Source organism: Devosia sp. Root685 (assembly GCF_001427875.1).
Taxonomy (GTDB): domain Bacteria; phylum Pseudomonadota; class Alphaproteobacteria; order Rhizobiales; family Devosiaceae; genus Devosia.
Genome location: NZ_LMHK01000001.1, coordinates 1,040,661 through 1,064,451, shown reverse-complemented (window position 1 = coordinate 1,064,451; position 23,791 = coordinate 1,040,661). Strand labels below are relative to the sequence as shown.

The following is a 23,791-nucleotide window of genomic DNA, read 5'->3' as shown; positions in this document are numbered from 1 at the left end:
CTAAAATCTGACGGTGAGTCCGGTAGTGCCGGTAAGGCTATAGCTGCTACCTAAATTGACGAGACTTGTGTTGACGCCGGCTTGGCCGTGGAGGGCGTACTGGTCGTCGCCCCAAGCGTATGTGCCACCGATCCCTACGCCACCCCACAGATTATCTTGTGTGTTGACGAGTTCCACCCCGGCAAGGTCGGTCCTGCTATCGGGAAGGACGTCATAGTGGAGATTGGCAATGCCATAGGCATGGATACGGCTAGTCTCGCCGGTCTCATCGAACCAGGCGTCCTGGTAGTCGACCGAAAGGCCCAGCCGCATGGTGAGGTCATCGCCCTCAGCCAGCGAAACGGCGGCGCCGAAAGCATCAGTAAAGCCATCATAGCTGACATCGGAATAGGCCAGTTGCGCCTGGGGCGTGATCGACCAGTTCTGGTCAAGCGCGACCTGCTGGCCGACCTCCACGCCGCTCGCATAGCCAAAGCCGCCATTGCCCGAAACCAGACCAGTCGCGGCGGTCGAGGAAGCAAGCGCACTGTCGTACCAGGTCAGGTTTGCCTGGGCATCGAGGTAGAAGCCGCCCGAACCATACCAGGTCAGCGATCCGCCCAGCCCATAGCCACTGCTGTTGATCGAGCCATTTCCGAACACCGAGGTTACATCGCCTGCAGTGGTTCCGTATCGCGCTGAAAGTCCCCCGACAAGATTGCCGGCCTCGCTTGAATAGAGCTGTTGATCGGCCCCGGCCTGCAATTGCCACGTGTCGACATCGAAATCTGCGCCGGCCGTGGAGAACCTGGAATTCATGCTGGCGTGGCGGCCGACAATACGGCCCCAGATACCGGCATTGGCCCCAGCCGCTTCGGGCAAGGCTCCCGTTTCGATCATACCTGCCGTCCAGGACCGGTTGCCGACGCGCTGCTGCAAGGTTTCAAGTTCGTTGAAGCTCTGCAGTATCGTGGCATAGGCCTCGTAGGCTGGAGCCCCGGCCTGATAAAGCGGCCCTCTCGAGGCACCCCTATCAATCAAGGACGACCGCAGATACCAGTCACCGTCGGCAGGCGTGCTGACGCCCCCTTGATAAAGACGATAGGCATAGGCCCCGCCAACCACAGCGGGAGCCCCTTCGAAGGTATAGTGTCCCAAGAGCGTGAAATCGCCCGCGGACACGCCACCGACATCGACGATTCTGATCCCTTCGTTAGTCTGCGCGCCAGCGCCTCCGAGATTAATGACGCGAACATTGGTGCTGCCGGACGTATCGCCTGTCACCACCAGCACGTCCGTGGACGAGCTGTCATCGCCAAGAACCGTCTCGATTTCGAGCGTGCCGCCATTGCCAACATAATCACCTGCCACGGTCAGGGTGCCGATCGAATTGCCTGGAGCGATGGTGCCCCCAGCAAAATTCGTCGCCGTCCCCACCTGGCCGATGCCCTGAACTCTTCCGCCTATGGCCTCAATCGATCCGCCAAGCGTGCCATCGACCGATAGAATGCCGTCATACACACGGGAGACGCCCGACAGGCCTGAGCTATTTGCCGCGAGCCTGGTCTGTCCGGAGCCCACCTGCCAAACGCCACCCGTCCCGGTGATCGTCCCGCCAAAGGTCACCGTATCCGAGCGGTTGAAGGCCAGCACGCCGCTGTTGGCGACGTTCCCCACGATGCTGCCGCTCGTCCCGCCATTGCCCAGCTGCAAGGTGCCGGCCGTGATCGTCGTGCCTCCGCCGTAGATGTTGGCGCCGGTGAGCGTAAGCATGCCCACACCATCCTTGGTCAGGCTGCCCCCTCCAGCAATGACCGGTGCGATGCCGATATTGTAGCCATTGGTGTCGATGATGCCGCCGCCGACGCCAAGTGTAATCTGCTGGGCGCCATAGTTGCTGACGAAATTGGCATTGTTGCGGATGGCCCGAATGATGCCGCCATCTACGGTGACAGTTGCAGTGCCCACGCCGCCCCGGAACCCGCTAGTTTCCAGCACGCCGCGCGCACCCGGCGTACCCAACAAATTCAGCGTACCGCTTGCTGTCACGTCGGAGATGCCCAGAGAGACCCCGGTATTGGCGTAAACCCGCGCGCCATCTTCGATGGTCATCGCCCCCACCCCGTAATTGCCGAGGGTAAGGTTGAAGCTGGTCATCTCCCAGCTCGACCCCGGCCCCGTCACGGTGACACTGCCGTTGCCATGGGGATGGGCGCCCACATAACCCTGGTTGCTGGTGACGCTGGCGCCGTCTTCAATTCGCAGGTCGCCTTGGGCGACCAGACCGACGCTGAGCTGCCCTACCATGGTCCAGGATGCGCCCGAAGTCAGGATGGCCTCACCGTAGGCGTCGGTGCCGACGACGCCGTCGTTGCTCGATAGAGTGGCACCATCCGAGAGCTCCATTTTGCCTTGCCCCGAAACACCAACATCGATCCGCCCGCCAACCGCGACATGCCCCCCTGCTTCAACATTGAGCGTTCCTGTGCCCGGGTATCCGATGTTCAGATCTTGCCGAAGCGACCAGGTCGAAGCATTGCCCGAACCATCCGCGCCCGACACCGTCACGACACCGACGCCGCCCGGACTGGCGCCTATATAACCGGTTTCTCCGCCGACGAACCCGCCCACCTCAATGTCAAGCGTCCCATTACCAGACTGTCCAATGACAACGTCACCGAGATTCTCCCAGCGCGACCCCTGGCCGGAAACCGTCACAGCACCGACGTCGCCGACATCCAGGCCCACGTAGCCGGCAGCATTGGTCAACGTGCTTCCATTGAGAATGGTCAAGCTACCAGCTCCGTTCACACCGATTTCCAAATCAACACTGCCGTCGATAAGCGCAGGATCTGACGGCGTGCTATCCCCGCCAATGGACACTTGCGCCAATGCAGGCGAGAGCGTCGCTAGCGCGACAACGAATGGCGCTGCCGAAATGAGCAGGCGCTGGCGGTGCGGCCAAATATTTGGAGGGAAATGGCTTCTCTGCATCGCGACCGGCCGAGACCTGAATAAGAAACGCCTAATGTTTCCGAGATTATGCTTAATTATCTGATAATTCTAAGACCAGTCGGTCACCAACAATTTAGAGACGCTAGGGCGCAGCATTATATCGGCAATCCATACCTTTCTAAGCGTAGCTTCCAAAAACACGCCGGCGATTGGGTTGGTAAACGTGCCCATCCCAACCGTCTGGAATCGTCGCCGATTTTGTAGAAGCTGTCAGTCTGCAAGCCACCCCAACATGGCTGTGGGGCAGGGGGCAGATACCGACCCCTTATCAGACTGTTTAGCTCTCAGCGCCGCCAGAGAAGCGGTGACCTTTCCACGTGTCGTCAGGATTCGACCCACGACCCTCGGAGCCGTCAGCGCGCGACGCTCTTTGACGCTGCCGGTCCGATTGCACTGATCGCCAGCATTATGATTGCCATTGCAAGAAAAGCCGTACCGATTCCAAGCCATTCGGCCATGAACCCGATGACTGCAGGGCCAACCAAAATTCCGGCGTAACCAAACGATGTCACCATTGAAAGCGCCATTCCGGAGCCGGACCCGTCCATGCGTCCTGCAGCGCTGAAAAACACGGGCACTATGTTCGAAGCGCCCAGGCCGATGGTCGCAAAACCAATGAGGGCAGTGGTCGGATCTGGTGATACAACGACCCAAACATAACCGGCTGCTGCGAGAAGCCCTCCGACCAGCGCGGTTACGCCGCCGCCAAATTTTGTGACGACCCGATCACCCGTCAAGCGACCGGCCGTCATGGCCACGGCAAAAGCCGCATATCCAAGTCCGCCATATCCGGGGTGGAGCTGATGCTGGTCGATCAGCAAGAGGGCACCCCAGTCCAGAACGACGCCTTCCGCCAGAAATGCCAGGAAGCAGAGAAGAGAGATAACAATCAGCCTTGCTCCGGGCAGCGCAAAGCGGGTGTCCTTTCTTTTCGTTGGCTCAGCTGTTTCGGCCATCAGGTGAGGAAAACTCATCGACAGGAGGCAGAGCATGGAGATGCTCAGGACTACAGTCGCGATTGTCGAATTCAGACCAACAATGAGCATAAGAGACATGCCACCCGCGCCGAATATGCTCCCCAGCGTGAAGAGGCCATGGAAACCTGATAGCAGGCTCACCCCGCTTCTTTTTTCAACTTCGATGGCATGGATGTTCATTGCCACATCGACTGAACCCACGCCGGCGCCAAACAGGGCCAGGCCGATCGCCAACTGAGGAACTGACTGCGCCAGCGTCAAAAGCGGTAAAGCCACAATGATGACGCACGCGCTGACGGCTATCACGACACGCGCGCCGAGTTTTGGCACGAGCGCCCCCGCCAAAGGCATCGCCGTGATCGATCCCAGTCCGAGACACAGAAGGAGCATGCCGAGGGTCGCCTCATCGACGCCCAGGGCGATTTTGGCAAACGGTACTAGGGGCGCCCAAGCCGCCAGCCCTGCGCCTGCCAAGAGGAAGATCAGACGGGTCGCGATCTTGGCTTTTTTCAGTTCCGGTGTTTTGGCAGTGATAGGCATGTGACCCGATTCCTAGTGGTTCGGGTCTTCTATCCCGACGAGGGTGGGGAGAGGTTGATGGAAAGCTCGCCGGGATAGAAAACGGGTTTAGGCAGTGGCTTTTCCGTTAAGGCGACCCAGTGAAGACGACCTCAATTCCGGCTGCTGCAGCCAATTGATAGCGGCGTGCCATTTTCCCTTCTCGGGACCGGTGTTGTCTTTCTCGGTCCGCTGAGCATTGGGGTTCGCCCATGCTCCCCTCACCTGGCTATGCATACACACCTCCCGCGTTCAACGAGTACGCCCGATGCGCTGATGAAACGCTTTGGGGTCATTTCCCTGCCCCACCCAACAGCCCGCGGACGAAGGACTTCTGGAATAGCAGGTAGGCCGCCATGACCGGAATGATAGAGACCACCGTCGAAGCCATAAGTGGCCCGTATTCAACCTGGAGGCTGCTGGCAAAACCTGAAATCGCGACGGTGGCCGGACGCGCGCTGTCACTCGTGGTCAGCGTAATTGCGAAAAGAAGATCGTTCCAGATGGCCCGGCTTTGGATGATGGCCAGTGCAGCAAGGCCCGAAGTCGATGCAGGCAGCAGCAACTTCCAAAAATAGAGGTTAGGACTGCAGCCATCGATCAGGGCGGCCTCATACATCGAGCGGGGCACCGAGGCGAAGAAATTGCGCATGAAGAACGTGCAGAATGGCACCGCATAGGCAGTGTGAACGAGCCACATGCCCGGAATGGTGTCGTAGAGGCCGATCTTCTGAATCAGGAAAAACAGCGGGATCTGCACGATCTGGAAAGGGACCAGCATGCCGGTGAGAAGGATGAAATACACCACCTTGCCGCTGGACCCGCGCATGTATGCCAAGGGATAGCCGGCGATAGCACCGATCAATAGGGACAGCATGACGGCGGGTACGGTGATCAGGATTGAATTGAGGAAGGTTCGACCCGCGCGTTGAAACGCTATCGCGTAATTTTCCCAGTAGAGCTGGCTCGGGATTGAAAGCACCCGTGTGATTTCCGACGGCGTTTTGAACGAGGTCAAAAACGCGACGAGAAGCGGCGCCACGAATATGACGGCCATGCCGATCAGCACGGTTCGCGTAAGGATGGTCTGGCGTTGCTCGATGGAAGAGGAGCTCATTATTCTGCCTCGCTGTCCTGAACACGCCGGGACATGTAGACGATGTAGGGCATGATGATGATGCCGGCGATGATGAAGAGATAGACCGCGACCGCCGATGCGCGCCCCATATCAAAACGTCCGAATGCCAAATCGTACATCTGCGTCGCGAGGACCTCAGACGAGTATGCGGGTCCGCCTTTGGTCATGGACCAGACGACGTCAAACAGGCGCATGGCGTCGATCGCAGCCATGCCGAGCACGATGATCGTCGATGGCCAGAGAAGCGGAAAGCTGACTTTCCAAAACACTTGCCAAGGTGTGGCCCCCTCAATGCGGGCGGCTTCGATGCATTCGGTGGGAATATTCCTGAGACCAGCAAAAAATACGAGAAACGCAAAGCCTGTGGTCCACCATGCGACAGCACCCATCAGCGAGAAATTCACAACGGATGGATCGCCAAGCCAGTTTTGAGCAAAACCTCCCAGTCCCAGCACCTTCATCACCGTCGTGACCAGGCCGTTGTCTGGTTCGTACATCCAGCGCCAGATGGCGGCGACGGCTACGGCGGGAATGGTGAAGGGCAGGAAGAAAATGATGCGGAACGCTTTCTCGCCGCGGATGCCACGATCGAGGATGGCGGCGAGGAGCAGACCGATGCCGGTGGGAACGATCAGCATGAACACCACCCAGAGGATGTTGTTGAAGACCGCATGAAGAAAGCGCGGCTGGCCCGCCAGCACCGTGTAGTTCGTTATGCCGATGAAGCGCATTCGAGGCGAAAAGCCATCCCAGTCGTGCAGCGACAGGCCAATGCTGGAAATGACCGGATAAATGTAGAAGGTGACGAACAGAAGCGCGGGCAACACCAGGAAGGCGATGTGGGTCCAGTCCGTTCGTGTCAGGCGGCTTTTAGGTTGGGCCATCGGATTGCTCTCGTCTCGCTTGAGGCGGAATAAAAGAGGCGACGCCCGAAAGCGCCGCCCCCTCCAGGAGGATCAGTTCACCACTTGATGAAAGCGTTCTCGGCCAGAGCCTCCTGGCGGAGACCTTCCAGCGTCGAAATCATCTCGGACTTGACGGTGTCGGACGGATCGATCGCAAAGCGCTCGATCTGCACGCCGAATTCGGTGCCAAGATCTGTGGGGAGAAGGAAGAAGAGGTTCGGCAGCACGGCATTGTTGGCCGAAGCCTCTGAGAACTGGCGCGTGAAGGTGGCTCCGGCATATCCGTAAACGGCCGGATCAACGTTGATGTTTGGCGCCAGGGAGCCCTTCAAGGTGGCAAATGCCGCCTGACCTTCGGGCGTGGTCGCTGCCTTGATGAATTCGTCAGCGGCGGCAACGCCGGGACCTTCAGGAACAGCAAGGACGTCCATCTGGAAGATCGACTTACCAACGGTACCGGGGGCCTGGAACATGTCAAAGCCTTCCCCGGCCTTGAACCCAGCCTGCTCCATGTAGCCGGCAGCCCAGATACCCATCATGAACATGCCGGTGTTGCCGTTGACCAGATCGTCGGCGGTCTGCGTCCAGGTCTTACCGCTCCAGTTCTTGGCGTAGCAGGAGACCATGCTGTCGCGGTAAAGATCGAGAGCCTCGCTGAACTCGGGGCTATCGAAGCCGAGTTCGCCGCTGGCCATCTTGTAGTAGCCCTCTTCACCGAGCACCGAAACCAGCGCGGCGTAGAAGTTGTAGAGGCTCCAGAAAGTGCCACCGGCATTGCCGAGTGGTTCGTAGCCAGCAGTGCGCAGTGCGTCACACGCGGCGGTAAAGCTCGCCCAGTCCGTCGGGACGTCGACGCCTGCCTTTTCGAACGCTTCCTTGTTGTAAAACACGTTGTTGATCAGCGACAGATCGAACGGCACGCCGAAGGGCACACCATCGACTTTGACGACGCGCTGCACGCCTTCAGGGAAGATTTTGTCGCCATCGATGGCTGCCCAAACGTCGGTCAACGGATGGAGCTGACCACCATCTGCGAACGTCTTGAGCTCGAACGCCATCGAGCTTTGATAAAGCGCTGGTGGGCGACCACCAAGGAAAGCGGTCTGCAGCTGCCGGCGCAGTTCAACCACATTACCCGGGATTACGACACCGGAGAACTTGTACTGGTCGGTGGCTGCATTAGCTGCATCGATCAGTGCATTCATGCCGGCGAGCTCAGAACCGGCGGCATAGTAGTGCCAGATCTCGTTATTTTCTTGGGCTTGGACAGCAGTCGTCGCAAGCATGGCGAGGCCGAGGGCGGCCAACCAGTTGGATTTTTTCATGTTCCCTACCTTCTGCGGCCGTTAGGCCTTCCCTTCAGCGTGAATAATCTTCACACCAGAAAAAATCTGAGACATGAGCAGAAAAAAGTCAACAGGTTAGGCAGAGTCAGGCAGCTGCAATATTTTTATGCACGTCCAAAACCCGGAAAATGCTGGTTTTTTCTTCGTTTTGTGCTCGATTTCGTCGTTTAGGCCTGGCGCCGCGTATTGACCGAGGTAAAATCCTCAGGTTATTTTTCTCAATGCCAGAATAAAAAGGGGTCGGGAGTGGATCGGTTGTTTCTGCGGCGCTACCACGCCAGTGCAATTTTTCATCGGATCCGCTTGGAGCCAGGCATTTCCCAGCGAGAGATCATCGAGCGCACGAAATTCGATAAGTCCGCGGTTTCCTCGATCGTGAACAGCTTCGGTGAGAGAGGCCTCGTGGAACGCCACGTCAAGGCCGGCGAAAGAGGTCGTGGGCGCCCGTCGGAAGGCCTGATCATTTCCCCGGATTCCGGGATGTTGGTCGGTGTCGAGGTGGAAGCGACCGAGATCATCTTCGTCGCTTGCGGCCTCGATGGTTCGGTGCTGGCGAAATTGGTGCTCCCATTCGACGGTAGCGCCGAAGGCGTAGAGAAGTTCATCGCCGACGGCGTCGATCAGGTAGTGGGGAAGTCAGGTTCCAAGGCGCGCGTTCTTGGAATCGGCGTCTCCTTGCCCGGCCTTCTGAGCTCCGAGGGTCAGCTCATTCACGTTCCGGCACTCGGTTGGCGTGACCTGGACATATATGCCCGGCTGAAGGGCGCATGTGCAGCGCCAGTCTATGTCGGCAATGACGGTAAAGCTGCTGCCATGGCTGAGCAGATGTTCGGCTCATGCATCGACATGGAAAACTTCATCTACCTGTTTTCTGGCTCGGGTGTCGGTGGCGGACTGTTTCTAGACGGCGCCATTTATCAAGGCGCAGGCGGTTTGGCAGGTGAGCTCGGCCATATCAAGATCGTGCCGCAAGGTCGGTTCTGCACGTGTGGCGCATCAGGCTGCCTCTCCGCATATTTGTCGGCACCCTCGCTCATCGAGGAGATCGCGCGCCTGGGTAGTGTCCGCCCACGCTCATTCGACGAGATCATGACGATGGCCGAGGCCGGCAATCCGGTTGTCCTCAACGTTCTAGATCACGCTGGCGACGTTTTGGGTTCGGCGGTCTCGAGCCTGATCAGCATTTTCAACCCACCGGTGGTCCTACTTGGCGGTGATATCGCCATTGCCGCTCCTTACCTCACGAGTTCTCTTGATCGAGCGCTTCAGCGCCTTACCCACCCCGCAATGTTCGCCCGCAGCGTCGTCAAGTTCGCGGACCCCAACCTTGAGGGTCCTCGCCTAGGTGGAGTGGCACTGGCTCTGGATGGCGTCACCGATATCCAGACCTCCCACGTCCTCCCCTGACATTTAGTCTCCAGAAAGCATTCTCATGCGTCTCGCTATCGTAGGCCTATCCATCGAAATCATGTTGTCCTCGCCGGCCATCACCGGCGTTGACGCTCTCCAGCTCTACGACGCTCAGCAAATGCGCGACGGCGATCTGTGGATGGTGCGCGGTATGCTCGAACGCATTGGCGAGGAGAGCGACATTGAAGCCGTTCCCCTATACTGGGCGACTGCTTTGCCCGGCGGCATCATGACCGCGGATGCGTATGAAATGGTCAAGCAGAAGACCCTGAAGCTCCTGGCCGATGCCCAGGATCTCGACGGTGTTCTGATCGTCAATCACGGTGCTCTGGAGGTTGAGGAGCTCGATGCGGACGCAGACTCAGACTTCGTCGCGGCCATTCGTCAACAAGTTGGTCCAGACATGCCGATCAGCGTTTCGCTCGATCTTCACGGCGATATGACCCCAGAACTGCTCGATGCCGGCACGGTGTTCTCCGTCTTGCGGACTGCCCCCCATCGCGATGATAAATCAACCGGATATCGCGCCGCCGACCAGCTCATTCGCGTCATTCGCAAGGGTTTGAAGCCGAAGAAGGTCGCGGTCAGCCTGCCAATCCTGATCCCCGGCGAAACTGCGGTAACCGCGCTGGCTCCCGCCAATAACCTCTACGGAAATCTGCCAGAATACGACAGCGTGCCCGGGATGATGGAAGCCAACATTCTCGTGGGCTTCGCCTGGAACGACCGGCCATGGACAAAGTGCACAGCCTTTGCCGTCAGCGAGGACAGCGTGGAGCTGGCCCAAGAGCAGGCAACAAAGCTTGCCAACGCAATCTGGGCTGCTCATGAGGAGTTCATCCTCCGCATGGAAACAGCCGAGGTCGATGAAGGGCTACAGCTCGCGCTCACCAGTCCGCAGCGTCCCGTATACGTGTCGGATTCCGGCGACAACACCACGGCCGGCGCTGCCGGCGAACTGACCTATGTGCTCCAATCGGCTCTCCGCCTCGGCGCAAACGAAGACATCATCATCGCCGGCATTACGGCACCGGAAACGGTAGCTCAACTCAACGCAGCCGGTGTCGGCGCTGAAGTCGAAATCGTCCTTGGCGCCGAGCATTGGTCGCGTCCTACGACCGACGAAAAAGTGAAGGTCAAAGTTGAGGCCTGCGGTGAGTATCTAGATCTAAGTGGCTTCCAACCTTATCGCTCACGCGAAGCAGCATGGGCAAAGGTTCGGATCGGCAATGTCGTGGCCACCTTCCATGCTCGCCCCATCGGCATCACGACACCCGAGCACTTCCGCTCGATGGACATCGATCCGCTGGCTCACAAACTCTACGTCGTCAAGCTGGGCTACCTGCACCCGCGCATCGAAGACATTGCGGCTAGGCACATTCTTCTCCTTAGCGACGGCGTGTCCCAGCTCGACCTTTCGCGGCTGACCTGGAAGCGGTTGTCCCGCCCTACTTGGCCTCTCGACACGAATTTTGACTGGACGCCCGCAGGCAATACCTACGGCGACGCTTCGTAACTCAGACGATCAGGAGGCCACTATGGCTGTCGTATCCCTCGATAAGGTCGTCAAGGCCTATGATAGTACCCAGATTGTCCACGGCATCGACCTTGAAATCGCCGATGGCGAATTCATCGTGCTCGTTGGTCCCTCTGGCTGCGGTAAGTCTACGACTTTGCGGATGGTCGCTGGGCTTGAAACGATCTCCGACGGGGAGGTTCGCATCGATGGAAAGCGGGTCAATGACCTGCAGCCGGGCGAGCGCGACATCGCAATGGTCTTTCAAAACTATGCGCTCTATCCGCATCTGACGGTAGCCGAGAACATCGTCTTCGGCCTCAAGCTCCGGAAGGTCGACAAGGCCGAGATCGCTGAGCGACTGAAGCGCACCGCCGATATCCTCGGACTTGATCAACTGCTTGCTCGCAAGCCGCGTCAGCTTTCCGGCGGTCAGCGGCAGCGTGTCGCCATGGGACGCGCGCTGATCCGCAATCCATCGGTCTTTCTGTTCGACGAGCCTCTCTCGAACCTCGACGCCAAGCTCCGCGTGCAAATGCGCACCGAGATCAAGGCACTTCACGCGAAGGTACCGACGACGACGATCTACGTGACCCATGACCAGGTCGAAGCCATGACGCTGGCAGACCGCGTGGTCGTTATGAACAAGGGTCGGATCGAGCAGATCGCTCCGCCGGAAGAGCTTTATTTGCGCCCGGCGACGAAGTTCGTTGCTGGCTTCATCGGCTCCCCAGGGATGAATTTCTTCACCGCCGTCGTTGAAAGCAAGCAAGGCCAATTGTCCGTACGTTTGCCTGATGGTCAGACGCTTGCGGTGCCCGCTGAGCGAACATCGCTCTTCAGCCAGCTCGCCGGTAAACCTGCACTCCTGGGCGTTCGCCCCGAACACTTCTACCTCGAACCCACTGGAGCAACGCTTTCCGCAACGGCACGATTGGTAGAGCCCTTGGGGATGGAGACACTCGTTCACTTTGACCTTGGCACCGAGGCAGCCGTCGCACGTCTCTTGCCGCAGTCATCGCTGCGCAGTGGTGCTCAGCTCACTCTGGGCGTTGACATGAGCCGTGTACACCTGCTGGACCCGTCAAACGACAAGGTCTTGGGCTGACACCATGCTGGTGGCCGAGAAGTCATTCTTGCGAATGCTCGACCGGATCGCTCCTGATCCGGTCCTCGGCAGCGTTGCTATGGGTGTGCCCGCATACGTCGCCAAGCGCATGGAGGCCGAACCGGTTGCCGCCGAGACCATCCGGATTGGATTCCGCTCGCTTTGCGCGTACGGGGAGTTTGTCGAAGCCAGCGACGCCGAAGTTGACGGTCGACTGTCCGCCTGCGACAGGACCCCGTGGTTCGAGACGCTTACCCACTGGGTCGCCGAGGCGATCTACGCAGACCCTGGCAACGGCGGAAACCCAGATGGAATTTCCTGGAAAGAGATAGGGTACGAGCACGGTCTACCGGAAGGCCCAGATGGACCGCCGGTCGCCGTGCCAGTATCTCCTCCTCGCCCTGACTTCGGCCAGCATTTCGACGCGATCGTTATTGGGGCAGGCGCGGGTGGCGGCGTAGTCGCCAGCGAGCTCGCACTCGGCGGCAAGCGAGTGCTGTTGATCGAACGCGGACGCTGGCTCGATTATGATCATGGTGGCCACCGGGATCACCTGCGCAATCATCGCTATCCCCTCTACGGACACAACACCGGCCCGGATGCCGACGACGGTCCACGCATCCACGTCACTTCAGATGGCATTGAACACCACGTGGCGACGCATACTGTCGCCTATTCCAGCAATGCGGCGTGCGTCGGTAGCGGCACGCTCGTCTATGGAGGCCAAGCCTGGCGCTTCCACCCTGACGATTTCCGAATGGCAAGCCGCTATGGGATTCCGGCAGCCTCGTCTTTGACCGATTGGCCAATCGGCTATGCCGAGCTTGAACCCTGGTACACGCGTGCTGAACAGATGCTGGGCGTCGCAGGGCCGCAGGGGCCGCTTCCCCATGAACCCGCGCGCAGCGCAGATTTGCCGATGCCGTCGATGCCGCAATATGAAACCGCTCGCATCCTGCATCAGGCGGCAACGGCACTTGGAATAAGCACGACACAGCCTCCTTTGCTGGTGAATTCAGTTCCGCACGACGGTCGGAATGCCTGCATAGAGTGCGGTAGCTGTGTCGGTTTTCCTTGTCCGACCGACGCAAAGAACGGCACGCAAAACACTATGATCCGACGGGCGATGGCCAGCGGCCGGCTACTCGTAGCGACCGAAACCATCGCCGATCGTATCGTGACGGATATCGAGGGCCACGTCACCGGCGTCTCATTGGTTTGGGAAGACGCAGACAGCCGCCACTCCGCTAACGCCACAGCCAACAATGTTGTTCTTTCGGCTGGGGCGATTGAGAGTGCCCGCCTCCTGCTTCTGTCCGCGACCGAGAAAGAGCCCGATGGTTTGGGCAACAATTCCGGTCTCGTCGGCAGGAACCTCCAGGGTCACACGTACCCAACAGCCTTCGGACTGTTCGATGATGAGGTCTATGCCCGCAAAGGGCCCGGCGTCACCATCGCGACCACAGACTTTGCTCATGGCACGCCCGGTATCGTCGGCGGTGCCATGCTGGCGGACGACTTCGTCATGCTCCCGATTATTTTCTGGGATGCCGCACTCCCCCAGTGGATGCCGCGATGGGGTCAAGCACCGCACGACTTCATGCGCGCCAACTTCCGCCGCCTGATCCAGGTGAAGGGGCCGGTGCACGAAATTCCGAATCCCGACTGCAGGGTGGAACTCCATCCGAACGTTACAGACAAGTGGGGGCGCCCGGTCGCTCGGCTATCCGGTGTTGTCCACCCCGAGACCATTCGCACCGCGGCAGCAATGCTTGAGCGTGCGGAAGAGTGGCTAGCGGCAGCGGGCGCAAAGGTCGTCTGGGGTGATCCACCCAAGCCACGGCTCTCCGCATATCAGCATCAAGCTGGCACCTGCCGAATGGGTACTGCACCGACAAACTCGGTCACCGACATCAATGGACGCGTTTGGGGGCACGAAAACCTATTCGTCGCCGACGCTTCGCTCCATCCCACAAACGGGGCCTTCAACCCCGTTCTCACCATCATGGCGCTCGCCTTTCGCTGCGCCGATCACCTTTTAAACCGGCTGGAAGACCGGCCAGACCTGGAGAGAAGCTAATGAGCCACCTGCAAAGCGTTTCCATCCCCGATTTCGGCGTACCTCTTGATCGCCCGCAAATCCCCGCTGCAACGCTGGCCGCTCGCTGTGACTTTGCCTATGCCAAGGCAGGAAAGACGTGGCTCTTCGTCTATGCTGATCGGGAGCACAACGCGAACATTCTGCACCTGTCCGGTTTTGACCCACGCTTCGAAGAGGCCGTTCTCTTGCTCGGTCCAAACGGCAAGAGAGTGGTGATCACGGGTAATGAATCCGAGAGCTTCACCGCCATTTCTCCGCTGCCGAACCTCGAAGTGATGCTCAGCCAGTCCTTGAGCCTCATGGCTCAAGATCGCACTCGCAAACCTAGCCTCGATGCGGTTCTCCGCGAAGCCGGGATCAAATCAGGCGACACCGTCGGTGTCGTCGGCTGGAAATACCTCGAGCCCGAGGAATGGAATGATGCACGCCCCGGCTTTCTTGTTCCCCACTATATGATCGTCATTCTCGCGAGCATCATCGGTGGCCTCGACGGTTTGTCTGATGAGACGGCAGTGCTCATGCACCCGACGACCGGTGCGCGCTCGGTGGTGGATGTCGATCAGATCGCAGCGTTTGAATGGGCTTCGACCCGCGCTTCGGCCTCGGTCTGGAACGTCTTGTCCAAGGCTCGTCCCGGCCAGCGCGAGATCGAAGCTGCTGCCAATTTCCTCTATGCCGGTGAACCCCTCAGCGCCCATTCCATGTTCGCTTCGGGTGACGCGAGCCATGTCATCCATGGCCTGAACAGCGCCGGCTCCCGCATCCTCAACAAGGGCGATGGCGTCACCACGGCCGTCGGCTATTGGGGTGGCCTCAGCTCGCGCGCCGGCCAGCTCGATGACAATGACGACGCCTTCGTGAAGGTCACCGCCGGCTACTTCGATGCTCTGGTCACCTGGTACGAAACCGCCAATATCGGCGTCACCGGTGGCGACCTGCGGACCGCCGTCGTCGACACCCTGGCGAAGTCGAACCTCAAGTCGGCGCTGAACCCGGGGCACCTGGTTAGCTATGACGAGTGGAGCCACTCTCCGGTTCGTCCCGGCTCCACCGAGAAGCTCGTCTCGGGCATGATCTTCCAGGTCGACGTCATCCCGACCCCGATGCCGGCCGGCAAGGCGCTGAACTGCGAAGATGCCGTCGCCATCGCCGACGAGGCGCTGCGGGCATCATTGGCCGAGAAGCATCCGGAAACCTGGTCTCGCATCCAGGCCCGTAAGGCCTTCATCCGCGACACCATCGGCGTCACCCTTGGTGATCACCTGCTGCCGCTGTCCAATATCCAGCTCTGCCTGCCGCCACTCTGGCTCAAGAGCGATCACGTCATCGTTCGCAGCTAAATCGACACGCACCCAATCACAGTCTTTCAACGCGGAACGCAAAATGTCCCTAGGTATCGGCTTACAGCTTTATTCGGTTCGGAACGCACTGGCGGCCGATCCCTGGGGAACCCTCGAAAAGATTGCTGAGATTGGCTTCAAGCGGATCGAGGCCGCCAATCATAAGGCTAAGACCGATCCAGGCGTTGGCTTCGGAGTGGAGGCGCGGCAACTTCGCCAGCGCCTCGATGACCTCGGGCTATCCATGATCGGATGTCACATCAATCCGCTGGAACTCTCAATTCTGCCCCGTGCTCTGGATTATCAGACGACCCTCGGGAACACCCAGTTCGGCTGCGACATCGAGTTCTTCCCGCCAAACGATCTCGACTATGTGAAGCGTCGTTGCGATGTGTTCAACCAGGTCGGTCAGCTGGCTCGCGAGCGCGGCATGCGGTTCTATTATCACAATCACTTCCAGGAATTTCAGCGCATCGATGGCGAGTTCGTCTATTCGCATATCATCGAAAATACAGATCCGAGTTTGGTCTATTTCGAGATCGATACCTACTGGATGTACCGCGCTGGTCAGGATCCTGTTGGTTGGATGGAGAAGCTCGGCGAACGAGTGGTGCTACTCCATCAGAAGGATTTCCCTTCAGAAACAGCACAACCGTTGAACCTATATGATGGCGTCTTCTCGATGACCGAGAAGATCAGCATGCAGGAGTTCGAAGATCGCAAAGATCCACTGTGCTTCACCGAAATTGGGACAGGTGTCCTTCCCATCCAGGAGGTCATCGATGCCGGCGCGAAGCTGCCGAATGTTCTCAGCATTGTTCTCGAGCAAGACCACACCCAACTTCCCGAGCTTGAATCGGTTCGTTTGAGCCTCGATGCGTTCACGTCGAAGTTCAACAACGTCGCACCTTAATTCACTTAGTTGTGCCGACCCGAAGGCCAGAGTCAGCTTTTGCAGCGAGTGAACCGAAAGCGGTCGCTCCGGTCTCCACCCCCAGAAAGCCAATGGCCCGGCTACAGCTGCCCGGCTTCAGCTCGTCTCACCATCTCATCGACAACCACCCTTACTCTGGGGAGCATTGTCCGGGTTGCCGGCCAAAGAGCATGAAGCGGCGTCTCCGCTTGGCAACGCTCTGGTAGCACGATGCTCAACTCTTCCCTGTCGATATGGCGCTGAACGAGTGATTGGGGCATCTGGCACAGCCCAAAGCCAGACAGGGCCATGTCTATGACCACTTCGCCATCGCTGACGAGATGCGTGGCAGGCGGCTCAATGATGCGGGTGCGTCCTTCCTCATCGATAATACGCCATGCCACGGGTCGGCCCGGACGGATTCCCAGGACGCAGGCATGATTTTGCAGGTCATCCAGGTTCAACAGGGCCCCCGCAGTGGCGAGGTATTGAGGTGAAGCACAGATGAGCAGGCGCTGCGATCCGAGTCGCCGCGCTACGATGTCACTCCGGTCCGGCAACTCTCCAAAGCGCAGACATAGATCGACCCCTTCCTCCACCGGATCGATAATGCGATCGGAGAAACTGGCAGCCAAACGCAAATCAGGATGTGATTTCAGGATGTCGATCAGGATCGGCATGGCAACACGCCGGCCAAACGCTGCTGGCATATCGACACGCAGCACGCCACGGACTGTAGTTGCCCTGGACCGAGCAGCGTCTTCAGCTGAACGAAGCTGGTCCAGAGACGCTTCGGCCTGTTCCAAGAACGCGGTGCCTTCTGGCGTGAGCGACAGCCGGCGTGTCGTGCGGTGGAGCAGCTTTACACCAAGCCGCCTTTCGAGTTGCGTCACGGCTTTCGCCGCTGCTGACTTGGTCATGCCAAGATGAGCAGCAGCTGCGGTGAACGAGCCGGATCGGGCAGCACGAATAAACACTTCCACTCCAGCAAACGCGTTGGTCAGAGCCATCGGATGCACCCTTAGCTGTTTACCCCAAGTCTACAGTCTGGCGAATGCAAGCTCAATTGTCGCTTATCTTCCAAACGTCCATATGAAGTCCAACCAAGGAGTTGTTCTATGTCCCGCTTGTTTGACCCATTACGGCTCGGCGCACTGACGTTGCCCAACCGGATAATCATGGCCCCACTCACCCGAAAGCGGGCAGGGGCTGATCGTGTGCCAAATGCGATGATGGCTGAGTATTACTGCCAGCGCGCCGGCGCCGGATTGATATTGAGCGAGGCCACTTCGGTGTCTCCGCAGGGAGTTGGGTATTGGGGTACGCCTGGCATCTGGAACGACGAGCAAGTTGACGGATGGCAGCGGGTCACCTCGCAGGTGCATGACGCAGGTGGTCGCATCTTTCTTCAACTCTGGCACGTTGGGCGCATCTCCGATCCGGAGCTGCTTGGCGGTCATCTCCCGGTTGCACCAAGCGCCGTTGCTGCTGCCGGGCACGTCTCCGGCCTCCGACCGAAACGACCTCACCCTGTGCCCCGTGCTCTCGAGACCGACGAGATACCCGGCATCGTCGATGATTTTCGTCGTGGGGCACAGCGGGCAAAGGCGGCTGGCTTTGACGGCGTCGAGCTGCACGCGGCCAATGGCTATCTGATCGATCAGTTCCTGCAGGACAAAACCAACAAGCGAGAGGACCGCTATGGAGGTTCGATAGAGAACCGCGCCCGCTTCCTGCTCGAGATCGTCGATGCCGTGATCGAAGTCTGGGGTGCCGATCGCGTGGGCGTGCATCTGCGTCCCCGGGGCGAAGAGCACGATATGGGCGACAGCAACCCCAAGGCCATCTTCGGCTTCGTGGCTGACGAACTCGCCAAGCGAAAGATCGCATTCATCTTCGTTCGGGAGATCGAGGGCGAAGACAGTCTGCTCGGCGAGATCAAGCGGCGGTTCGGAGGGGTGGTTATCGCCAACGAGTTGATGTCGAAGGAGGACGGAGAGCGGTTCATTGAGACCGGCGCGGCCGACGCCCTGGCCTTTGGTCGAGACTATATCGCGACACCTGACTTGGCTGAACGTCTCCAGAAGGGCCTTCCTCTGAACGTACCCGACAAGGACACGTTTTATGGCGAAGGACCGCAGGGCTATACCGACTATCCAAGAATGGTCCCCATGGCGTAACCAGTGATGCCAGAAGCCACGTCAGCTTTTACCTGTCTGCTGACCAGAAGCGGAACGTCTGCAAGCCACCCCGTGGCTGCTGATGCCCGTGTATTTCCGAGGCTGCCACGAAAAATCATCCGATCAGGGTGCTTCGTCGGCGTTCAGCATGCCGGCGAAGCTGTTCGATCAGATCTCTGTGGCCTCAGAAAGCGAGAGTGCATCGTCGACGTCGACACCAAGATATCTGACGGTATTTTCGATCTTACTGTGCCCCAGCAGAATCTGAATGGCCCGCAGATTTCCCGTGGCTTTATAGATGATCGACGCCTTGGTTCGGCGCAAAGAGTGTGTGCCATATTCCTCGGGCGGCAAGCCGATGGCGGTAACCCATTCGTCCACGAGGCGGGCATATTGCCGGGTGCTGAGATGCCCAGCCGGATTGATGCGACTTGGAAACGCGAAGTCGTCAGTGCTGCCTCCGCGTCGTTCGAGCCAAGCCAGGAGACTGTTCCTGGCGTCTGCGGTTATTTCGAACTGGACTGGTCGGCCTGTCTTTTGTTGCACAACCATCGATCGTGAGCGGATCGCTGGCCCAACCACTAACGTGCCGATCTTGATCTTCACCAGATCACAACCCCGAAGTTTACTGTCCAGCGCGAGGTCGAAGAGTGCTCGATCTCTCATTCGTCCTTCACGATCAAGGAAGAAGCGGATCGACCAGACCTGTTTGATTTTCAGAGCACGCTTGGCGCCAACCTGCTTGCCTGCATTCCACGCAGGCTTTCCTGCTGCAGCAGGATCATACTGTGAGATACCCATTACATTTCTCCTGTGGCCGACGTGGCCGCAAGAACAACGTTGGGAGCGCAATCACGGCAGCAATTCTCGTGGTGGCGTGAGATAGGGCAGGGGACTTCCGACCCCATTGCCGCCATTGGGTGGCGTTTCCCTTGTTCCCAAAAGCTGCCCTGTTTCCGTTTCGTCTCCCTCGGAGGAGACTGCGGTCGCATGAACTGGCTCTTGAAGTTCGTAGCGAACTGCAAGGTTTGGTCACGACGATGCTGCTGTATTGCAGACCAAATTAGGTCCAGCGACTGCGGCGCGTCCCATCCACGCGCCGCAGCTTCAGAATCATCCGGAAGTCCTCCCTGCTCGGCGTCGAAACCATGAAGTCGCCGCCGTTTTCGAGCAACGTGGCAGTCGAGGATTTGTCGTCGCTGGCAAGGGGCGCGCGTAGCGTGCAGAGATGTTGACCATCACTCGAAGGCTGCGACTTCCTTTTCAGTGCCTTGGTTTGGGACTGAGGCCTGGGGACATCGAAATCGTCGCGGAGGCTGCATTGCTTTCGGCGCAATTAGCAACTTTCCGTAAACCATTCGAATTGTGGCCAAAAGCCAGGAGAACTTTCTCCGTGGTGGCACCGTTTCTCAGGCCATGCCAACTCAATATATCTTTCGTTTCATTCACCACCGGCGGCGGCGGGGCTGGTCGGTTCTAGACACCAGGACAAATCTCATTTTCGGATCATTTGGATCAGAGACCGAAGCCGTCATTGCGGCACTTGATGCGAATACGCGACACAGCCGCTACCGCATCAACGCTCCGATATTCGGCACGCTCCCACTTGAGTAGAAGCGTGCTGGGTCCTGCCTTCAATGATTGCCGTGGGGTGTGCAGCCGCCACGTTGCCACCTTCAACGCATGGAACGTCAGGCCAGATATTTAGAGAAGTGCGCTGTTGCGGAACACGCAACAGCGCCGACGACGTGGGTTAGTGAACTGTGAGGGGCAGAACCGTAGTGCCAGTTGCGCTGAGGCAATACACTCCAGCGTCCACTATTTCCGCCAGCCCCAGATTATAGAGCTGCTCTCCGATATCTCCGGGAAGTCGACAAAGTCCGGTGTGCTCCAGAGCTTCGAGCGCGGCTCGCTGACGCGGAGTAAGGTAGCTCCATTCAAGGTTCATCTTCGTACCTCGCACATGGATAGATCGACAGACGGAAATCGGCCATCGACGAGAGCTCGTGACGCCGTAGCATCAAGGTAAGCGCGACGTTTCGGCACGCTAACCGCAATGGCTGCAGGCGGTGGGTCAAGATCGTAGTCCGGTTGCCTGGAATGCGCCAAACGGCTCCTCGGAAACGGCAAGACGGTGGCCGGCTGCGGCTTTCCATCGACAGCATCCAACGCTTTCAGACCATCCAGTATGTCGTCGATATTCAGTTCGCTCCCGTCATCCAAACGGCGCAGGGCTGGCCAATTTTCAACCGCCCTTCGGTCGGAGGCCCAGGAGGCGAGGAGGGCACGCTTCACTTCAATGGACATCGTCTGATCAGAAAGCACCTCTTGCGGCGTTGAAGGCGAGGCCTTGACTGGTGATACTAGGCCGTCGTCCTCGTACTCGTCGGAGGGATAGAAGTAGGCAGCCATCGCTCAATTCCTCGTCACATCGAAGTCTGTGGGCTTCCCCTTGGCTAAGGCGCCCCATTGGCGAAGGGAATCCAGTCCGCTCATGACGGCCAGCGAGATGGCATTCACCGCGGCTACAGATTCATCCGCATCCTTGTGCTTAGCCATTGGAGCTTCAACCGGTGCGGCTCTACGAATGCCCACCTTCTTGGGCCACAAATCCTCCGCTGCGAAAGCGGCACGAAATTCAATCCAGTCTGGATTTGAATTTTGGATATGGCTTCGGTCACCTTCTCTGGCGATGGCCGGTGTTGAAAGGGCCAAAGCACAAAAGGTGGCAGCGATCAGAGCTGAAATCGTTCGCATTTGAATCTCCTTTCTATCTAGCGATCTGAGATGGCGCCGGACGATTGTCCGGCGCCGCCGTGACCTAGGCCGCCCGTTGAGTATCCTCGATCTGACGAGGCTCAGACCAATCGGAGGGGGAAGTTCCGATTTCGATACGTCGTGGCTTTCTCGCCTCGGGAATCTCCCGCTTTAGGTCGACGGTCAACAGGCCATTGGCCAGGCTTGCACCATTGACTTTGACGTGGTCAGCCAACTCGAACCGGCGTCGGAAGGTGCGGCCCGCGATGCCCCGGTGCAGGTATTCCCGCTCCTCTTCGCCAGCCTTTCGACCTTCCACCACGAGCAGGTTAGGCTCATAAGTCAGCGTAAGCTCTTCGTCGGTGAACCCGGCAACCGCCATGGTGATCTGGTAGTCGTCATCACCTATCTTGACGATATCGTAAGGCGGCCAATTGTCGATGGAATGAACGCGGCTGGCGCTTTCCAGCAGGTTGAACATACGGTCAAAGCCGATGCTCGAACGATAGAGCGGTGCGAAATCGAGATTGGTTCTCATAGCCATATTCTCCTTGAGCAACATGGATACGAGAGGCGCCCAAGAGAACGCCTCCCAGACTTTGCCGACGCCACTCAGGCCGTCGGCGACTAATGATTTTTGAAACGCTAAGATGGGATTCAAGGGGAGTAACGAAAAAAAATTGATCCCCTGCAGCGGCTATTTCAATGGCGCTAATCGACGATCAATGACCGCGACACAACTGCTTCAGATGTCGATCTAGGGGACGATGTCACGCGCTGTCTCTTCCCGCTCTATCGCATGCCTCCGGGCAAGGGTGCCCGCGTATGTCGATGAGCAGCTGTCGGTCGACGTACCGATCCGCTATGTCTTCAGAACTTCAGTGTCAGAGCCGCGGTGACCTTCGGAAACCCTCGGCATGAGTTGTCGCGTTGTCGCCTTCCGGCGATTAGAACTTTGTGTGTTCGTCGGCGACAAGTCAGTGAGCGCAATCCTTAAATTTGCATCGTGCGGGTCAACGCATTCGTGTGGGTCCCACTGCTAGCGTAACGATATGGAATTGACCGACCCCATCGATTGCAGGCTGAAAAAGTCCGTCATGCTGTTACGCGGCTGGCGTTGGATGTCTCTCGTTTCGACGCAGCGTGACGAAGCTATCGTTATCTTGGGTAAGGAGGCGCGGTTTTGGGTCCAAGTGGGGCCGAAGCATCCAGAACACGTCAAGCAGATCGGCAAGCTTATCGTCGCCTATCAGCGCCTTATCACTTCAATGAAGGAAGCCGGAACTTAATCAAAATTGCAGCCCTGCAGAGCGCGGCCGATGCGACCGATGCAGTCAACGCAACATCGCAGCAAGGCGCTCTCGGACCCGCGCAGTTTCGGTGCCAATCCGAACACATGACAGCGCAAGTTTCAAAGCGGGGCTGAAGGGATGCAACACTTTGAGTTCATCGAGAAGTTCGTCGGACATCATATCTTCGAGCGGACCTGCACCCAATTGTCCGACGGCCTTTTCATGAACCACCACATTCGCTTGCATTATAATTGCGAGCACCCGCGACAGCACCAAACCTCTCGGCTCTGTTGAAAGATTGGTCGTCCACCACCACAGATCAGGCTGGGCGAGATAGGCTCCATTGTATTCGTTTGCCGTCATGGGGGCACCAGTGTCTGGCACCCAGGCGGGCCGGCTCCCCGTCGTTTCGTTCGCCGGCATATTCAAACTCCAGATCATGTCGGTCCGAATTTACAGCAATCGATGCCATTCTCGCCGACCGCTCTCACCTGAACCGACTACTCTCTGCCGCGAGCTGCAGCAAAAAAAAGCCCCGGCGTACCGGGGTAGTATTTGCAGAACTGGACCTTGGTGAGCACCCAACGCGATCAGACGGGAATCCACACGCATCAGGCACTCGGCGAGGCAATGGCCGCCCGATCACATTGTTCCAGCACCAACAAAAGAAAGGGGTGAGGCGTTGCTGAGGCGCTTTGCAGGTTCTTCCATTGGGTGGGAGCCGCTGTTTTGCGTTGTCCAAGGGTACCTTGATGGTTCCCTCAAAAGCCTGCCCGCTAACTGCGCGCTCACGACCTGGTTATGGACCTGCCCGTTCGGCCTGGTTAGTGCGATGGAGTACTGGCTTCTGTAGTCCCCCATATCCAGCTCTAGGAACTGATCGTCACGACGCAGACAGAATTTCGGACAGCATACTGGCGTTCTTTATCGCGTAGCCATCGAAGTCATTGTTGAAATACGCCCACATCTTCGCCTCCCAGGACTAGAGTTGCAGACCCGGCGGCGATCCCAAGCACTTCATGCGCGTTGGAGTGGAAATGGTGGTAGCCGTAGATGCCCATCGCCCAGTCCCCGCTCCAGTCGTGGGAATTGAACAATCGCCTAAAGTAGGTTTCGAGGTCGTCTTCATCGGATACGCCCCGATAAAGCACGACCGCGAGATGGCTGTTGGGAATACGGCCATTGCTGGACAGATGAAAAGCCTCCGGCTCCACGATTTTGGGTGTGGCTAGACCGAACATGGATTGGCGTCCTCT

The 23,791-nt window shown here is 58.5% G+C and carries 20 protein-coding genes; 8 read left to right on the top strand and 12 right to left on the bottom strand.

Annotation, left to right across the window (positions count from 1 at the left end):
* The 5 genes from ASD83_RS05125 to ASD83_RS05105 form a co-directional block, all read right to left on the bottom strand.
* Positions 1-2,772 carry an autotransporter outer membrane beta-barrel domain-containing protein gene (locus tag ASD83_RS05125; RefSeq protein WP_244489105.1) on the bottom strand — a complete coding sequence of 924 codons (2,772 nt, stop codon included), beginning with the start codon at positions 2,770-2,772 and terminating at the stop codon, positions 1-3.
* A gap of 575 nt (positions 2,773-3,347) precedes the next feature.
* Positions 3,348-4,511, bottom strand: a complete 1,164-nt coding sequence (locus tag ASD83_RS05120; protein ID WP_156385749.1) for an MFS transporter — start codon at positions 4,509-4,511, stop codon at positions 3,348-3,350.
* 310 nt (positions 4,512-4,821) lie between these two features.
* Complete coding sequence (locus ASD83_RS05115; protein WP_244489104.1) at positions 4,822-5,598, bottom strand: carbohydrate ABC transporter permease; 777 nt, start codon at positions 5,596-5,598, stop codon at positions 4,822-4,824.
* A gap of 47 nt (positions 5,599-5,645) precedes the next feature.
* Entirely contained in the window at positions 5,646-6,551 is a 906-nt protein-coding gene (locus ASD83_RS05110) for a carbohydrate ABC transporter permease (RefSeq protein ID WP_056308540.1), read from the bottom strand.
* A 77-nt stretch (positions 6,552-6,628) separates the two neighbouring features.
* Positions 6,629-7,897, bottom strand: coding sequence for an ABC transporter substrate-binding protein (locus ASD83_RS05105; RefSeq protein WP_056308538.1), 1,269 nt, complete (start codon positions 7,895-7,897; stop codon positions 6,629-6,631).
* A gap of 207 nt (positions 7,898-8,104) precedes the next feature.
* On the opposite strand from ASD83_RS05105, the gene ASD83_RS05100 reads away from it, so the two are divergent.
* The 6 genes from ASD83_RS05100 to ASD83_RS05075 are packed head-to-tail and all read left to right on the top strand — an operon-like array spanning position 8,105 to position 16,306.
* Positions 8,105-9,325: an ROK family transcriptional regulator gene (locus ASD83_RS05100; RefSeq protein ID WP_082560961.1), complete on the top strand. Its 1,221-nt coding sequence runs from the start codon at positions 8,105-8,107 to the stop codon at positions 9,323-9,325.
* A gap of 25 nt (positions 9,326-9,350) precedes the next feature.
* Positions 9,351-10,844, top strand: coding sequence for a M81 family metallopeptidase (locus ASD83_RS05095; RefSeq protein ID WP_056308534.1), 1,494 nt, complete (start codon positions 9,351-9,353; stop codon positions 10,842-10,844).
* A 22-nt stretch (positions 10,845-10,866) separates the two neighbouring features.
* Positions 10,867-11,952 (top strand): ABC transporter ATP-binding protein, encoded by a 1,086-nt coding sequence (locus ASD83_RS05090; protein WP_056308532.1) that lies wholly within the window; start codon positions 10,867-10,869, stop codon positions 11,950-11,952.
* A gap of 4 nt (positions 11,953-11,956) precedes the next feature.
* A complete protein-coding gene (locus tag ASD83_RS05085) occupies positions 11,957-14,032 on the top strand; it encodes a GMC oxidoreductase (RefSeq protein ID WP_244489103.1) in 2,076 nt (691 codons plus the stop codon).
* Complete coding sequence (locus ASD83_RS05080) at positions 14,032-15,393, top strand: M24 family metallopeptidase (RefSeq protein WP_056308529.1); 1,362 nt, start codon at positions 14,032-14,034, stop codon at positions 15,391-15,393. The genes ASD83_RS05085 and ASD83_RS05080 overlap by 1 nt, the downstream gene beginning before the upstream one ends.
* A gap of 43 nt (positions 15,394-15,436) precedes the next feature.
* The gene (locus ASD83_RS05075) at positions 15,437-16,306 is read left to right on the top strand and encodes a sugar phosphate isomerase/epimerase family protein (RefSeq protein WP_056308528.1); all 870 of its coding nucleotides are present in this window, start codon (positions 15,437-15,439) and stop codon (positions 16,304-16,306) included.
* A 101-nt stretch (positions 16,307-16,407) separates the two neighbouring features.
* On the opposite strand, the gene ASD83_RS05070 is transcribed toward ASD83_RS05075, so the two are convergent.
* Positions 16,408-17,316: a LysR family transcriptional regulator gene (locus ASD83_RS05070; protein WP_056308527.1), complete on the bottom strand. Its 909-nt coding sequence runs from the start codon at positions 17,314-17,316 to the stop codon at positions 16,408-16,410.
* Between the two features lie 108 nt (positions 17,317-17,424).
* On the opposite strand from ASD83_RS05070, the gene ASD83_RS05065 reads away from it, so the two are divergent.
* Positions 17,425-18,486: an alkene reductase gene (locus ASD83_RS05065; protein WP_056308526.1), complete on the top strand. Its 1,062-nt coding sequence runs from the start codon at positions 17,425-17,427 to the stop codon at positions 18,484-18,486.
* Between the two features lie 168 nt (positions 18,487-18,654).
* On the opposite strand, the gene ASD83_RS05060 is transcribed toward ASD83_RS05065, so the two are convergent.
* The 4 genes from ASD83_RS05060 to ASD83_RS05045 form a co-directional block, all read right to left on the bottom strand.
* Complete coding sequence (locus tag ASD83_RS05060) at positions 18,655-19,287, bottom strand: tyrosine-type recombinase/integrase (RefSeq protein ID WP_056308524.1); 633 nt, start codon at positions 19,285-19,287, stop codon at positions 18,655-18,657.
* A 1,143-nt stretch (positions 19,288-20,430) separates the two neighbouring features.
* Entirely contained in the window at positions 20,431-20,898 is a 468-nt protein-coding gene (locus ASD83_RS05050) for a hypothetical protein (RefSeq protein WP_056308520.1), read from the bottom strand.
* Between the two features lie 3 nt (positions 20,899-20,901).
* Positions 20,902-21,243, bottom strand: coding sequence for a hypothetical protein (locus tag ASD83_RS20885; RefSeq protein ID WP_156385747.1), 342 nt, complete (start codon positions 21,241-21,243; stop codon positions 20,902-20,904).
* A 64-nt stretch (positions 21,244-21,307) separates the two neighbouring features.
* Positions 21,308-21,781 (bottom strand): Hsp20 family protein, encoded by a 474-nt coding sequence (locus tag ASD83_RS05045; protein ID WP_056309885.1) that lies wholly within the window; start codon positions 21,779-21,781, stop codon positions 21,308-21,310.
* A gap of 520 nt (positions 21,782-22,301) precedes the next feature.
* Here ASD83_RS05045 and ASD83_RS05040 point away from each other — a divergent pair.
* A complete protein-coding gene (locus ASD83_RS05040; RefSeq protein ID WP_156385746.1) occupies positions 22,302-22,532 on the top strand; it encodes a hypothetical protein in 231 nt (76 codons plus the stop codon).
* A 45-nt stretch (positions 22,533-22,577) separates the two neighbouring features.
* Here ASD83_RS05040 and ASD83_RS05035 read toward each other — a convergent pair whose 3' ends face one another.
* Positions 22,578-22,898 (bottom strand): hypothetical protein, encoded by a 321-nt coding sequence (locus ASD83_RS05035; RefSeq protein WP_244489102.1) that lies wholly within the window; start codon positions 22,896-22,898, stop codon positions 22,578-22,580.
* 581 nt (positions 22,899-23,479) lie between these two features.
* Positions 23,480-23,776 (bottom strand): hypothetical protein, encoded by a 297-nt coding sequence (locus tag ASD83_RS05030; protein ID WP_056308515.1) that lies wholly within the window; start codon positions 23,774-23,776, stop codon positions 23,480-23,482.
* Between the last annotated feature and the right edge of the window lie 15 nt (positions 23,777-23,791).

What these genes read in the sequence shown, in the direction of transcription:
- ASD83_RS05120 (WP_156385749.1), bottom strand. Translation starts at nt 4,511, where the DNA reads ATGCCTATCACTGCCAAAACACCGGAACTGAAAAAAGCCAAGATCGCG.
- ASD83_RS05110 (WP_056308540.1), bottom strand. Translation starts at nt 6,551, where the DNA reads ATGGCCCAACCTAAAAGCCGCCTGACACGAACGGACTGGACCCACATC.
- ASD83_RS05105 (WP_056308538.1), bottom strand. Translation starts at nt 7,897, where the DNA reads ATGAAAAAATCCAACTGGTTGGCCGCCCTCGGCCTCGCCATGCTTGCG.
- ASD83_RS05095 (WP_056308534.1), top strand. Translation starts at nt 9,351, where the DNA reads ATGCGTCTCGCTATCGTAGGCCTATCCATCGAAATCATGTTGTCCTCG.
- ASD83_RS05090 (WP_056308532.1), top strand. Translation starts at nt 10,867, where the DNA reads ATGGCTGTCGTATCCCTCGATAAGGTCGTCAAGGCCTATGATAGTACC.
- ASD83_RS05085 (WP_244489103.1), top strand. Translation starts at nt 11,957, where the DNA reads ATGCTGGTGGCCGAGAAGTCATTCTTGCGAATGCTCGACCGGATCGCT.
- ASD83_RS05080 (WP_056308529.1), top strand. Translation starts at nt 14,032, where the DNA reads ATGAGCCACCTGCAAAGCGTTTCCATCCCCGATTTCGGCGTACCTCTT.
- ASD83_RS05075 (WP_056308528.1), top strand. Translation starts at nt 15,437, where the DNA reads ATGTCCCTAGGTATCGGCTTACAGCTTTATTCGGTTCGGAACGCACTG.
- ASD83_RS05070 (WP_056308527.1), bottom strand. Translation starts at nt 17,316, where the DNA reads ATGGCTCTGACCAACGCGTTTGCTGGAGTGGAAGTGTTTATTCGTGCT.
- ASD83_RS05065 (WP_056308526.1), top strand. Translation starts at nt 17,425, where the DNA reads ATGTCCCGCTTGTTTGACCCATTACGGCTCGGCGCACTGACGTTGCCC.
- ASD83_RS05060 (WP_056308524.1), bottom strand. Translation starts at nt 19,287, where the DNA reads ATGGGTATCTCACAGTATGATCCTGCTGCAGCAGGAAAGCCTGCGTGG.
- ASD83_RS05050 (WP_056308520.1), bottom strand. Translation starts at nt 20,898, where the DNA reads ATGGCTGCCTACTTCTATCCCTCCGACGAGTACGAGGACGACGGCCTA.
- ASD83_RS20885 (WP_156385747.1), bottom strand. Translation starts at nt 21,243, where the DNA reads ATGCGAACGATTTCAGCTCTGATCGCTGCCACCTTTTGTGCTTTGGCC.
- ASD83_RS05045 (WP_056309885.1), bottom strand. Translation starts at nt 21,781, where the DNA reads ATGAGAACCAATCTCGATTTCGCACCGCTCTATCGTTCGAGCATCGGC.
- ASD83_RS05035 (WP_244489102.1), bottom strand. Translation starts at nt 22,898, where the DNA reads ATGACGGCAAACGAATACAATGGAGCCTATCTCGCCCAGCCTGATCTG.
- ASD83_RS05030 (WP_056308515.1), bottom strand. Translation starts at nt 23,776, where the DNA reads ATGTTCGGTCTAGCCACACCCAAAATCGTGGAGCCGGAGGCTTTTCAT.